Origin of the sequence: Nocardioides sp. (assembly GCF_004803405.1) — a bacterium.
GTDB classification, from domain to species: domain Bacteria; phylum Actinomycetota; class Actinomycetes; order Propionibacteriales; family Nocardioidaceae; genus Nocardioides; species Nocardioides vastitatis.
Genome location: NZ_SSXI01000065.1, coordinates 1 through 11,687, shown reverse-complemented (window position 1 = coordinate 11,687; position 11,687 = coordinate 1). Strand labels below are relative to the sequence as shown.

The 11,687-nt window shown below is 70.4% G+C and carries 17 protein-coding genes; 10 read left to right on the top strand and 7 right to left on the bottom strand.

From position 1 onward, the window contains the following. Positions 1-14 precede the first annotated feature (14 nt). Positions 15-170, top strand: coding sequence for a DoxX family protein (locus E7Z54_RS24330; protein ID WP_431188798.1), 156 nt, complete (start codon positions 15-17; stop codon positions 168-170). Between the two features lie 101 nt (positions 171-271). Here E7Z54_RS24330 and E7Z54_RS04715 read toward each other — a convergent pair whose 3' ends face one another. Further along, positions 272-916: a CGNR zinc finger domain-containing protein gene (locus E7Z54_RS04715; protein ID WP_136431865.1), complete on the bottom strand. Its 645-nt coding sequence runs from the start codon at positions 914-916 to the stop codon at positions 272-274. Positions 917-1,036: 120 nt separating this feature from the next. Between E7Z54_RS04715 and E7Z54_RS04710 the strand changes: the two genes are divergently transcribed. The 3 genes from E7Z54_RS04710 to E7Z54_RS04700 all read left to right on the top strand — a co-directional run bounded on the left by E7Z54_RS04710 (position 1,037) and on the right by E7Z54_RS04700 (position 3,459). Then, on the top strand, positions 1,037-1,588 hold the full coding sequence (locus E7Z54_RS04710; protein ID WP_136431864.1) for a carboxymuconolactone decarboxylase family protein: 552 nt from the start codon (positions 1,037-1,039) through the stop codon (positions 1,586-1,588). Positions 1,589-1,684: 96 nt separating this feature from the next. Beyond that, a complete protein-coding gene (locus E7Z54_RS04705) occupies positions 1,685-2,635 on the top strand; it encodes a pyridoxamine 5'-phosphate oxidase family protein (protein WP_136431863.1) in 951 nt (316 codons plus the stop codon). A 464-nt stretch (positions 2,636-3,099) separates the two neighbouring features. Further along, positions 3,100-3,459 (top strand): YciI family protein, encoded by a 360-nt coding sequence (locus E7Z54_RS04700; protein WP_136431862.1) that lies wholly within the window; start codon positions 3,100-3,102, stop codon positions 3,457-3,459. Positions 3,460-3,472: 13 nt separating this feature from the next. On the opposite strand, the gene E7Z54_RS04695 is transcribed toward E7Z54_RS04700, so the two are convergent. The 4 genes from E7Z54_RS04695 to E7Z54_RS04680 form a co-directional block, all read right to left on the bottom strand. Further along, the gene (locus E7Z54_RS04695; RefSeq protein WP_206056009.1) at positions 3,473-3,910 is read right to left on the bottom strand and encodes a hypothetical protein; all 438 of its coding nucleotides are present in this window, start codon (positions 3,908-3,910) and stop codon (positions 3,473-3,475) included. Next, positions 3,907-4,236, bottom strand: a complete 330-nt coding sequence (locus E7Z54_RS04690; RefSeq protein ID WP_276606201.1) for a MarR family winged helix-turn-helix transcriptional regulator — start codon at positions 4,234-4,236, stop codon at positions 3,907-3,909. The genes E7Z54_RS04695 and E7Z54_RS04690 overlap by 4 nt, the downstream gene beginning before the upstream one ends. 234 nt (positions 4,237-4,470) lie before the next feature. Then, complete coding sequence (locus E7Z54_RS04685; protein ID WP_136431860.1) at positions 4,471-5,091, bottom strand: VC0807 family protein; 621 nt, start codon at positions 5,089-5,091, stop codon at positions 4,471-4,473. A gap of 529 nt (positions 5,092-5,620) precedes the next feature. Next, positions 5,621-5,950, bottom strand: coding sequence for a rhodanese-like domain-containing protein (locus E7Z54_RS04680; RefSeq protein WP_136431859.1), 330 nt, complete (start codon positions 5,948-5,950; stop codon positions 5,621-5,623). A 100-nt stretch (positions 5,951-6,050) separates the two neighbouring features. Here E7Z54_RS04680 and E7Z54_RS04675 point away from each other — a divergent pair, with 100 nt between their 5' ends. Continuing rightward, a complete protein-coding gene (locus E7Z54_RS04675; protein WP_136431858.1) occupies positions 6,051-6,503 on the top strand; it encodes a MarR family winged helix-turn-helix transcriptional regulator in 453 nt (150 codons plus the stop codon). A 106-nt stretch (positions 6,504-6,609) separates the two neighbouring features. Here the strand turns inward: E7Z54_RS04675 and E7Z54_RS04670 are convergent, their stop codons facing one another. Together E7Z54_RS04670 and E7Z54_RS04665 are read right to left on the bottom strand one after the other, a co-directional pair. Continuing rightward, positions 6,610-7,563 (bottom strand): glycosyltransferase domain-containing protein, encoded by a 954-nt coding sequence (locus E7Z54_RS04670; protein WP_168798167.1) that lies wholly within the window; start codon positions 7,561-7,563, stop codon positions 6,610-6,612. Then, positions 7,560-8,330, bottom strand: coding sequence for an FkbM family methyltransferase (locus E7Z54_RS04665; protein WP_136431856.1), 771 nt, complete (start codon positions 8,328-8,330; stop codon positions 7,560-7,562). The genes E7Z54_RS04670 and E7Z54_RS04665 overlap by 4 nt, the downstream gene beginning before the upstream one ends. 132 nt (positions 8,331-8,462) lie before the next feature. On the opposite strand from E7Z54_RS04665, the gene E7Z54_RS04660 reads away from it, so the two are divergent. The 5 genes from E7Z54_RS04660 to E7Z54_RS04640 all read left to right on the top strand — a co-directional run. Continuing rightward, the gene (locus E7Z54_RS04660; protein ID WP_136431855.1) at positions 8,463-8,876 is read left to right on the top strand and encodes a VOC family protein; all 414 of its coding nucleotides are present in this window, start codon (positions 8,463-8,465) and stop codon (positions 8,874-8,876) included. A 77-nt stretch (positions 8,877-8,953) separates the two neighbouring features. Continuing rightward, a complete protein-coding gene (locus E7Z54_RS04655) occupies positions 8,954-9,598 on the top strand; it encodes a nitroreductase family protein (protein WP_136431854.1) in 645 nt (214 codons plus the stop codon). A gap of 130 nt (positions 9,599-9,728) precedes the next feature. Then, positions 9,729-10,124 (top strand): hypothetical protein, encoded by a 396-nt coding sequence (locus E7Z54_RS04650; protein ID WP_136431852.1) that lies wholly within the window; start codon positions 9,729-9,731, stop codon positions 10,122-10,124. A gap of 45 nt (positions 10,125-10,169) precedes the next feature. Beyond that, positions 10,170-10,649 (top strand): glutathione peroxidase, encoded by a 480-nt coding sequence (locus E7Z54_RS04645; protein ID WP_136431850.1) that lies wholly within the window; start codon positions 10,170-10,172, stop codon positions 10,647-10,649. Between the two features lie 113 nt (positions 10,650-10,762). Continuing rightward, the coding region (locus tag E7Z54_RS04640; RefSeq protein ID WP_136431849.1) for a DMT family transporter at positions 10,763-11,687 on the top strand (925 nt) is incomplete at its 3' end.

Below are 11,687 nucleotides of genomic sequence, written 5' to 3'. Positions count from 1 at the left end.
TCGAGACCTGGCTTGTGCCCGCAGCCGCGATCAGCCTTGCCGTCCTCATGGTCGGCGCCGCCCTGATCCACCTGCGCGACAACGAATACCCCGCGATCGCCGTCAACCTCGTGCTGCTCGCGCTCGCGCTGTTCGTCGCGTTCGAACGCATCGGTCCCGAGGCGCTCTGACCCGCGCCCGGTTTCACGCTCACGACGGTGGTTCGTGCGTGATCAGACGTTGTGGGTGCTGACGCACCTCGGGTATCGGCGCGGGGCCGAGGTGCTGGAGGCTAGGTCGCGGGATCCGTGCGGTGCCGCGCGTAGTGGCGTGCGGCTCGCGCGCGGTTCCCGCAGGCGGTCGAGCACCACTCGCGCCGGGGATGCTGTCTGACGAAGTAGAGGACGCAGCCAGGGGCGAGGCAGGCTCGAAGGCCGTCGCGGACGTCGCTGGTGAGCAGGTCGATCACCTGTTCCGCGATGACCGCTGGGATGGTGCTACCGAGTGCGGCCTGGGTATGAACCTCGCGATCGGGTGCATTGTTGCGGCGCCATGTCATGTGGCTCCAGTGAGGCGCTGACGCCGCGGCGGCGTTGACGACCTCGAGTGCTTGGTCGACGTCCTTCGTTGCCGAGGCTGCCCGTTCTCGAGGGTCGGCGGTCTGGACCGCGGCGAGCCGCCGTACGGCGTTGCGCAGCTCCCGCAGCCGCGCGGCAGTGTCCTCGACCTCACGTGGTGGCGCGGTGGCGATCCAGTCGCGAAGGTCCTCGTCGGGGATCGCGGGGAGCTGCGGCCCGACCTGGAGCCATCCCTGCATCTCGGAGGGCGTGGCAAGAGCGTCGTGGATCCCGTCCCGGTCCGCCCAGATGGTGTTCATGAACTCCACGGCCAGGGGCTCGCCCAACAGGGGCGCGCTGGTCCGGGCATCGACGGGCATGGGCACATCGTAGTCGATCTAACGGCAAGAATGCCCGTTTGCCGTTTGACATCGGGGCCGCAGTGCCCCATGCTCTAACGGAAACAGCCGCTTCTAAACGTTAGATATCAAGGAGACGACATGTCGCGCATTGCCCAGATCGAGCCCCCGACGGCGACCGGCACCGCGGCCGCCCTGCTGGAGCAGGTGCAGAGGACGCTCGGGGTGACGCCCAACATGACCAAGGTGATGGCGAACAGCCCGGCGCTGCTCAAGGGCTACCTCGCCCTGTCGGAGGCCCTCGGCGGCGGCGTGATCCCGGCTGCGGTACGCGAGCGCCTCGCGATGGCGACCGCAGAGGCCAACGGCTGCGGCTATTGCCTCTCGGCGCACAGCTACATCGGCGCGAACATCGCCAAGGTCAGCGCCGACGAGCTGGAGCGAGCCCGGTCGGCTGAGTCCAGCGACCCGCACACCGCCGCCCTGCTCTCCCTCTCCAACGCGATCCTGCAGAACGCCGGTGACGTCGACGACGCCACCCTGTCGGCCGCCCGCACAGCAGGAGTCACCGACGCCGAGATCGGCGAGGTCGTGGGCCACATCGCGCTCAACGTCCTGACGAATTACTTCAACACGCTCGCGCAGGTCGAGATCGACTGGCCGGTCGTCAGCCCACGTAGCCGCGCCGCCTGAGCGAATGGCCGCGGCGAGGGGCTCGGCGGCCTATCGGTCGCCGAGCCGTCCTGGCCCGCCAGGCACACAGCTCACCTCGGACTGTCGGGAGGATCAATGGAACGTCGAACAACCGGAGGGCCGCCACCGAGCTTCCACGAGGGTGAGATCGCGGTGCAGCATCGGTCGGGTGTCCGCGCCGAAGCACGGCACCTGGCCCGGATGCTCGAACCCCCTGAGCTCACCGGAGGGGTCGTCGGGTACCTAGCCGAGCAGGCCTTCCTCGTATTGACCGCCCGCGACAACGGTGGCGTCCTGTGGACCTCGCCCCTGGTCGGCCCGAAGGGCTTCCTGGAGGTCACCGCTCCCAGCCACCTGCGCATCGCAGCCACGCCATCGCCCCGTGACCCGCTGCACGGGCTGCCCCCGGGGCAGGAGATCGGGATGGTGACGACGGAGTTCGCGAGACGGCGGAGGTTCCGTCTCAACGGTCACCTCACCGCCGCCGGGCGCAGCGGGCTCAGCGTCCAGGTCGCACAGGCCTACAGCAACTGCCCGCAGTACATCCAACGGCGCGCGCTCCAGGTGACCGACACCGCACCCCGCGACTCCGCCGCCGACCCGGACGTTGGTCGAATGAGCAACCGCCTCTCGGAGGGCGACATCGAACAGGTGCGAGCAGCCGACACCTTCTTCCTCGGCACCACGCATCCCTCCCGGGGGAGCGACGCCAGCCATCGCGGGGGACCGCCCGGCTTCGTGCGCCTGGAAGACGATCAGACCCTGTGGTGGCCCGACTACCCGGGCAATAACATGTTCAACAGCCTCGGCAACCTGGCCGTCGATTCCGCCGCCGCTCTGCTCTTCGTCGACTTCACCACCGGCCACACCTTGCACCTGACCGGACGAGCCGTACTGCACGCCACGGCCCCGGGCATCTCCGGGGACGACGGGCACACCGGGCGACGTGTCCGGTTCCACCTCGATGTCGCGACGGTGGGCGCGCCCCTGCCGCTGCGAGTAGTCCGGTCAACGGCATCTTCGCGCAACCCGCCCCTGACCGCCTGACCACATCGGGAGCCGGTGGCAACACCCTCCTCGCCGCCTACGCGATCAGCAACCGGCCAGCGCGTGCGCTCTGAGGCTCCAGCGGAGATCGGGCTGCCGAGTCTCGTGCAGCAAGCCGGATCAGACATCCAGTCGCCGGGGTGGCGGGGTCCCGGTCGTCGTGTCGCTACACACGCGAACCCGCTGGCTTGCTTCGACTACTGTCTCGAAGGCTCGAACCCCGCGCCAATTCCGGTTGGTCGAAGCGCAGCAGCGCGCCTGCGCGTCAGGGGAATCCCTGGACGGGCACCGATGATTCCAGGCAACGGCGCGAACGCGCGCCTATGCCGATGTGTGCAAGTGCGCTCCGCTGCGCGCGAAGATCGGCGTTGCATTTCCGGCACGATCTGTCGAATCCGCCCGTCGCCGTTCGTGGGATGGGTGAACGCGGTCCACCGGGTCCGCCAGAGCAGTAAGGAGCAGGCATGACCGAGTACCTCCTCTACTTCAACCAGCAATGGGTGGGCGACCATCCCGAGGAGTGGTTCCGTGGGCGCGGGCCGCTCGCCAGGGCGGTCGTGGACGAGATGAAGGCTGCTGGCGTGTACGTCTTCGCCGGAGGGTTGGAGGAGGAGGGCGGCCGCGTCTACAGCGCCGACCCCACCGGTGGCGAGGTGTTGATCATCGACGGGCCGTACGTCGAGACCAAGGAATGGCTGGGTGGGTTCGCGGTGGTGGACGTGGCCGATGACGAGGCCGCCAAGATGTGGGCGGCCAAGATCGCGGAGGCATGTGGCTGGCCCCATGAGGTGCGCCGCTTCAAGCCACGGCCCCCGGCCGGGTGACCAGCACCTCACGTCACTCGTTCGCGCGTTGCCACGGGAACGGCGCGAGGTCGGGCAGGACCCAGCCGGTTCTGGCGGCCTGACTGGCCAGCGTGGCGGGGCGGTAGAAGCGCGTGAGCAACCGCTTGTCGAGCAGTGCGGCGTGCCGGTCGACGAATGCGTCGAAGTCGGAGGCGTCGGAATGGTCCGCGTGGTGGCCCACCAGTTCGACCCATGCGCGACTGACGGTCGCGTTGTACTTCTGGGGGACGCCGACATAGCGGGCGGTGCGTTGGAGGCCCTCACTGACCAGATCCACCGCGGCACGGGTGCCGTACCGCCGGATGGCGAGCCAGGTCAGCTTGACGTGCTGGCGGTGGTCGAAGCGATCAGCATCCGTCATCGCCTCCTGCATCAGCTCCTTGAAGGCGGTCGCCCTGTCCGCGCCTGGACTGCAGTCGGGCGTCGTCATCGGCACGCCCTCGTCAGTGCCTGCAGCACGGTGTGGAAGCCGGCGACGGCCGCGGGAGGGACGTCGGCGAGGCCGCGGTGCTCCAGGTCACTGATGGCCTGGCGGATCGTGTCGGCGGCCGCGCGGCCAGACGGGGTGAGCTCGATGAGCACGGTACGGCGATCGCCGGTGCGGGTGCCGCGGGTGATGTGGCCCCGGCGCTCGAGCCGGTCGAGCACCCCGGTCAGCGTCGTCGGTCGGACACCCGCGGCGGCACCCAGCTCGGACACGCTGCGGCCCTCCACGCCCGCGAGGTTGGCCAGAGCGTTGATCTCGGAGGAGGTCAGGTCCAGGTCGACGAGCTCGGTGGCGAGGCGGTGCAGTGTGGCGTGGGTGGTCCGTTGGAGGGCGAGCAGCGCGGACGAGTCGGCAGCGTCGAGACTCGATATCAGGAGACTGGATTATCCAGATCCGAAGTACTTCTTGCAACCGGCTAACCGAGCTGGCTTGGTGATGGAGGTCGTTGACCGGAGCGCTGATGTGCGGTGCCATGGCTCGACGGCGGCGCGAGCCGACGGTCCTCACGTCCCAGCAAGGACCCAGCGCGGGGAGCCCAACAGCCCCTCCTTGCGGGCGACGAATGCAGCCAGCCCGACCGTCGCGAACGCGGCAAGCACGTTGACCGCCAGCATGGAGATGCTCTTGACGAGCACGAACGTCCCCAGCGTCTGTGACTGCAGCAGCCACAGCATCGCGGCCGCCTTCGCGAGCCCCAGCACCGCCCACATGATCGTCAGGTTCCGGAAGAGGCGTCGGACGCGCGGGCGGGCCGCCAGCTCGTGGTCCATCGGGTAGAAGTCACCAGCGAGCCGCGCCACCATGGGTCGCGCGCTGGCAAGAGAGAGCAGGAACAGCACGGCGACGACGCCGTCGCTGATGATCGGCTGGAGGAAGTACAGCCACGGGCTGTCGGCGACGACAGAGAGCGCGGTCCGGCCCGTCAGGAGAATTGCGGCGAGGATCAGCAGGCCCGAGGCACGCCGCCCGGTCACCGCTCGCCACGCGATCGCGCCGTACGACCACACCAACGCGGCGGCGATCGCGGTCCACACGCCGGCGATCGCGAAGAAGCCGTAGAAGAGCACCGCGGGCGCGACCACCGCGATCAACAGGCTGAGCGAGACGCGCTGGATGACGGCCATGAGGCCGGGACGGTGCGACGCTGCGTGGTCGGCCGCAGCCGTCGGCGCGACGTCGGTCGAGACGAGGTGGGAAGCCAAAGGTGCCGGTTCCGCCGGCCGAACGGCCGGGCGAGAGAGTCTGTCGCCGCGAAATGACGACGTGAACTCGACGTCTGCGGGTTCCTCGGCTCTGCCAGTGTACGCGAGTTCACCCGGGAGGGCGGCGGAATGCCTGCTCGGCCGGAGCCAGCGTGAGCCGAGCCCCAGTCAGGCGAGGCCGAGGCCCGCTCTCGATCTCGTCCCTGGGTTTTGGTCGACGCCGACGCGATGGCGTTCACCGCCTACGACGGCATTACCGAGAAGCTCGACGGACGGCGCCGACACCGACGTCCCGTTCCTGCTCCGCCAGTAGTGACCCGGTCGATGCGCGCCGAGGATGAACCGGGTGCGCCCAGGTGATCCCGAAGTCCTCGCGATTCACCGTGGTGGCCGCGGAGAGATCGTGCGGTCTCCGCTGCTCATCGTGTTCGTGCCTCTGTGCGTGGTCGGGTCAGCGGGTGGACTCGGTGGGCAGCTCGGCCTCGACCCAGTCCTGGATGCCCTCGCGGTACTTCCTGACGTCGGTGTAGCCGAGAGCCTGGAGCCGGTTGGCCACCGCCTGGCTGTTGCCGCAGGCGGCGTTGGAGCAGTAGGTCACGACGGTCGCCGACCTGTCCGGCAGCAGGTCTGCCGCCCGCGCATCGACGTCGGCCTCCACCAGGTTGAGCGCTCCGGGGAGGTGCTCGCGGTCGTAGTACGTCGCCGGCAGGGCGTCGACGACGATGACGTCGCCGGCGGCGATACGAGACCGGAGCTCAGCCCGGTCGATGAGAGTGGTCATGTCATTCCTCCATTAAAGTGCGTGTGCACACACATATTGGCCGCAGGCCGGCGGCCTGTCAATATGTGTGTGCACGCACATATATTGGTAGGATCGTGTCGTGGCTGACGAAGAGCTCGACCGCGTCGCACCGTGGGCAGCGCTGCTCCGGGTGCATGCGGCAGTGGTCCCGAAGCTGGCCCGCGCCCTGGCCGAGAGGGGTCTTCCCATCTCCTGGTACGACGTGCTTCTCGTGCTGAACGCCGCGCCCGACCGTCGGCTGCGCATGTCCGAACTGGGCGGTCAGGCCGTGGTGAGCCGGGAGCAGGTGAGCAGGGTCGTCACCGAGCTGGAGAAGGCGGGACTGGTCGAGCGGCAGCCGAACCTGGACGACAGGCGGTCGTCGTACGCCGCGATCACCGCCGAGGGTCGGCGGCGACTCCGGTCCGCTGCTCCGACGTACCTCGCGGCGATCGAGGAGCACTTCAGCAGCCACCTCACCGACAAGGAGGTCGACGTGCTCACCCGTGCCCTCGGCAAGGTTCTGGCCGCCGAGGAGGACTCGCGGCGCTAGTCGGTCGTCGGTCGAGGCTCTCGCGCTCAGCCCGTCGGCGTGGGCAGCTTCCTGCGCTGCGGGCATCCCGGCGGCAGCCACCTCGCGTGTGCCCGGACCGAAGGGCCTAGGAGCGGAGGGCGCGACCCAGGCGACGCCGGACCCGCTTGGGCAGGCTCGGAGTGTCCTGGGCGTCGAGCTTTCGGCGCAGTCGACGCGCACGTCCCCGGGCCTTCGCGAGCGCCCGCTCCAGCTGCGCGACCCGGCCCTCCAGCCGCTCGATGACATTCTCGCGATGGGAGAGCGCCGCCGACAGCTCGGTCGTGGTGACCTCGAGCTGTCGCTGCAGCTCACCGAGCCGGGCTGTCGGCGCGCGCAGCGAGTCGGAGACCCGGAAGATCGGCGGCCGGCTGCTGCGGCCCGCGCCGGGCAGCCAGTCGTGCAGCGCGGAACCCCAGGTGTCGAGCTCGAGCAGTCGCGGCCCGACACCCGCGCGGGAGACGGCGTGGACGAACGAGAGCTGGTCGCGCCGGGAGTAGCGCAGCACATGCACGAGCCACTCCTGCATGGCCCGGTCGACGGCCTGGGTGTGCCGGCGCGCGATCATCCCGGTCCACGGCACCGGGCGCTCCAGCAGCTCGGGAGCAGCGGCCGAGTAGTGGGTGAGCTGCTCGTAGAGACGACTCGAGTCGTCCATGCCCGCGAGGAGGACCTCCTCGAACTCGGTCACGACGTCCTTGCGATACGAGTGTCGCGGGAGCGCCAGGTCGGTGCCGTCGAGCCAGGTGTCCAGGATGACGGCCGGGTCCTCCTTGAGAAGGACGCGGGCGTCGATCCACAGTGTCTCGTCGTACTCGGCCAGGTCGGGGTGGCCGCCGATCTTCAGCGCCCTGGCGCTGCGCACCGGGTCAAGGTCGAGCAGCGTCGGGACGACGCGGACGTCCCACGAGTCGCTGCGCAGCTCGGGGTCGTCGGTGAAGCAGATGAAGGCGACGTCGCTGGCCTTCGCGACCGGCTGCTCGGGCAGCAGCTCGTAGTTGCCGGTGAGCGCGGTGTAGACGGCGCGGCGCGGGATGCTCATGCGGGGTTCTCCAGTTCGCGGGCGATATCGCTGCTGACGACCAGGCAATCGTGGGTGTGAAGCCATGTCGAGGCGAGCAGCTGGCCGGCCAGCTGCGCGTTCCCGCCCGGAAGGCGGATCAGCCGTTCGGTCCGTGGGTCCATCAGGAACACGGGGTGCTCCTCGGCGAGCTGGGCGAGGTAGGCGCGGGAGATGTGCGCAACCTCGAGCATCAACGCCCAGTGTGCGGTCGACGCAAGGGCACGGCGGCCTCCGACGACGACCTCCCGCTCGAAGCCCTCGACGTCGACCTTCGCGCAGAAGTCGTTGCCGGCGCCGATCACATCGTCGAGCGTCGTCTTGGTGACCTCGGTGAACCGCCACCGTTCCCCGTCGTCGTGACGGTCGTCCAGCAGCGAGGACGTGCCGGACCAGGTTGCGTCGACGGCGAACCGCGCTGTGCCCGGGGCGTCCGACAGGGCCTCGGACCGCAGCTCGATCTCGACGCCCGCCTCGTCGAGCGTGCGCACCAGGAACGGGTGCAGGGCGGTGTTGGGCTCGAACCCGATCACCCGGGCGTCGGTGGGGAGGTCGGCGCCGACGAGCATCTCGCCGTAGTTCACTCCGATGTCCAGGACGAGCGTCCATGGCTGCAGTCCGAGGGCGAGGTTCCACAGCATCAGCGAGCGGGGGTTCAGGTCGCCGCCGGCGGCGATGAGCTGGGCCCCACGGGGATCCGCCGGGTCGACATAGATCCGCCTGCCCTGCCTGGTCTCGGCACACTCCACGCGGAGCACCCTACGGTGACGTCGACCGTCACCGGACCGATGCCCCGGCACCGCCGTGCGCGATCGGGCTGGCCGGGACCAGCACCGGGACCTAGGTTGGGAGCCATCCGCCCGCGGCCCGAAGGAGTCCCCATGGCCTCGCGCCTCAACCCCTACATCACCTTCAAGGACACCGCCCGAGAGGCGATGGAGTTCTACCGCGACGTCTTCGGCGGCGACCTGCACGTCAACACCTTCGGTGAGTACGGCGATCCGTCGGCGCCCGAGGCGCAGCTGGTCATGCACGCGATGCTCGAGACGCCCGCCGGGTTCACGCTGATGGCCTCGGACTGCCCGCCCGGCATGGAGTTCCCGCAGGGCTCCCAGATCACGATCAGCCTGTCCGGCGACGAGGGGGACGAGCTGCGCGCGTACTGGGAGCGGCTCTCCGCTGACGGCTCGGTGACGATGCCATTGGAGACGCAGATGTGGGGCGACGAGTTCGGCCAGTGCACCGACCGGTTCGGCATCGCGTGGATGGTCAACATCGCCGGGGATGCCGCCTGAGGGCTTCGGGACCTCCCGCTCGATCGCGCGGCGTCCGCCGTCTCCCGGCCGACCCGCCCAGGGCGATACTCGGACCCATGGTGAACCCGGTCGACATCGCCGAGCCCCTTCGCTCCCGCTGGAGTCCGAGCGTCTTCGACACCGAGCACGAGCTGACCGACGAGCAGGTGACCCGGCTGCTCGAGGCCGCGCAGTGGGCGCCGAGCAACGGCAACCGGCAGCCGTGGCGCTACGTCGTGGCGACCCGGGGCAGCGCCTCCCACCGCGCGCTCGTCCCGCACCTGAGCCGCGGCAACTCCCGCTGGGTGCCGCGCGCATCCGCGGTCTTCGTCTCGATCGCGGTCACCGCAGAGGAGGGCGAGGAGCCGGGCGACCCGACCTATCCGCTCCACGACCTGGGCCTCGCGTCGGCGCACCTGGTGCTCCAGGCGCGCGCGATGGGTCTGCACGCCCACCAGTTCGGCGGCATGGACCGTGAGGGCGTAGCCCGCGACCTGGGCGTGCCGTCGGTCGCGATCGTCGTCGCGGGCATCGCGGTCGGCGTCCGTGGCAACCCTGCCGAGGTCCCCGAGCGGGACGCCACACGGGACCAGCGGGTGCGCGCCCGCCGACCCCTGGAGGAGACGGCGTACGGCGACCGCTGGGGCCTGCCCTACGCAGGGCTGGCCCCGTCCGGCCCGACCACGGACCCCGAGTCCGGCCCCGAGGGTCAGCGGGCCTGACCTGCTCCCGGACGGGCGGCTGTGGTGCAGCCTCCGCATGACCTCCGAGGTCATGGCCAGCCGCCGCCCTTCGGGGCGAGCCTCGTGGCACGGGGTCGCCATCCGGGCGACCGACACCAGGAGGACCGCCATGACCGCGACGACCGCCACCCCTGCCACGACCTCGACCGGCCGCGTCTGGTTCGCCGCCGACGCCGCGGTCGCCGGAGCGAACGCCGCCGCCTACCTGCTCGTCGGCACGCAGCTCGCCGACCTCCTCGGTGGCAGCGCCGACACCTACCGCTGGGCGGGTGGGTTCCTGGTCGCGTTCGCGCTCGGGGTGGCCGTCTACGCCCGCAGCACCATGCCGGCGGCCGCCGGTTGGGCGATCGTGGTCGCCAACGTGCTCTGGGTGATCGGGTCGCTGGAGGTCGCAGCCACCGGAGCCCTCGGCCTGGACGGGCCGGGCCGCGGCTGGGTGCTCGCCCAGGCCGTCGTGGTGGGAGTGTTCGCGGTGCTGCAGGGCCGCTCACTGCGCCGGCGCTGACATCGTGTCTCGGGTACCACCCCCCGCGCCTGCCACACTGCGTGCATGACCAGCCTTCACGACTTCTCCGCAAAGGCCATCGACGGGCAGGAGGTCGACCTGGCGTCGTACGACGGTCAGGTGGTCCTCGTCGTCAACACGGCCTCCAAGTGCGGCTTCACGCCGCAGTACCAGGGTCTGCAGGAGCTTCACGAGAAGTACGGCGACCAGGGCTTCGCCGTCCTGGGGTTCCCGTGCGACCAGTTCGCGCACCAGGAGCCCGACGGCGAGGACGAGATCGCCGCGTTCTGCCAGAGGAACTACGGCGTCACGTTCCCGATGTTCGCCAAGGTCGACGTCAACGGCGACGACGCGCACCCGCTCTGGCAGTGGCTGCGCGGTGAGCAGGGCGGCCTGCTCGGCGGCAAGATCAAGTGGAACTTCACGAAGTTCCTGGTCGGCCGGGACGGCGCGGTGATCGACCGGTTCGCACCAGCGACGAAGCCGGAGAAGCTGGTCGTCGACATCGAGAAGGCGCTCGGCTGAGGTCGACGCACTCTCGCCGGCGGGCGACGTCGGCGGGGCACGCCGCCCCCCAGGCGGCGTGCCGCCGTTTATCCGGGTGCCTCATCGGTCGCGACTCTCCTAACCTGAGCGACGTGACCGCCCGCGCTCTGCCGCTCGGATTGATCCAGATCTGCCTCGCCGGTGTGCTCTGGGGGACCGGTGGCCTGACCCTCGAGGTGGTCCGCGACCACGCAGACCTGTCGTTCGTCGCGATCAGCGCCTGGCGGATGCTGGTCGCCGCCGTCGTCCTGCTCGCCGCCATCGCCGTGCTGCGCCGCGGTCGCGAGCTGGTCACCCTGCTTCGCCGGTCTCCCGGCACCGCCTGCACGGTCGGCCTCGGCACGGCCACCTATCAGGCCCTGTACTTCGGCTCGGTCGTGGAGGTGGGCGTCACCGTGGCCACCGTGGTGAGCCTCGGGCTGGCCCCCGTGCTGCTGACGGCGGCCGAGGCGCTGCGCCACCGCCGCCACCCCGGCGTACGACGAGTGGTCGTGATCCTCGCCGCCCTGATCGGGCTGGTGGCGGTCAGCGGCGCGGCCGGCGCGCACGAGACCGGGCCGCGGCCGGCGCTGGGCGTGCTGCTCGCGATCGGGTCCGGGGCGACGTATGCCGCGACCACCGCACTGAGCCGGCCGGTCTCCCAGCGGTTCGACCCGCTCCCGCTCACCACCGTCGCCACGACGGCCGGTGCGATCGTGCTGGTCCCGGCGGCACTCATCGCCGGTGGGCCGCTCACGACCACGGACCCGGTCGCGCTGGGATCGCTGGTGTACCTCGGTGTCTTCACGATGGCGCTGGCCTACGGGCTGCTCTACGCCGGCCTGCGCACCACGTCCAGCACGGCGGCCGTCGTCGCCAGCCTGCTGGAGCCCGTCACCGCCGCAGTTGCGGCCGCCGTCCTGCTGGACGAGCGGATCGGCGTCCTGGGCGTCGTCGGCATCGTGCTGATCCTGGCCGCCGTCGCCGGCGCCGGGCGGGAGTCGGCGGGCGAGGCGGTGGTGCCGCCGGACGCGGGTG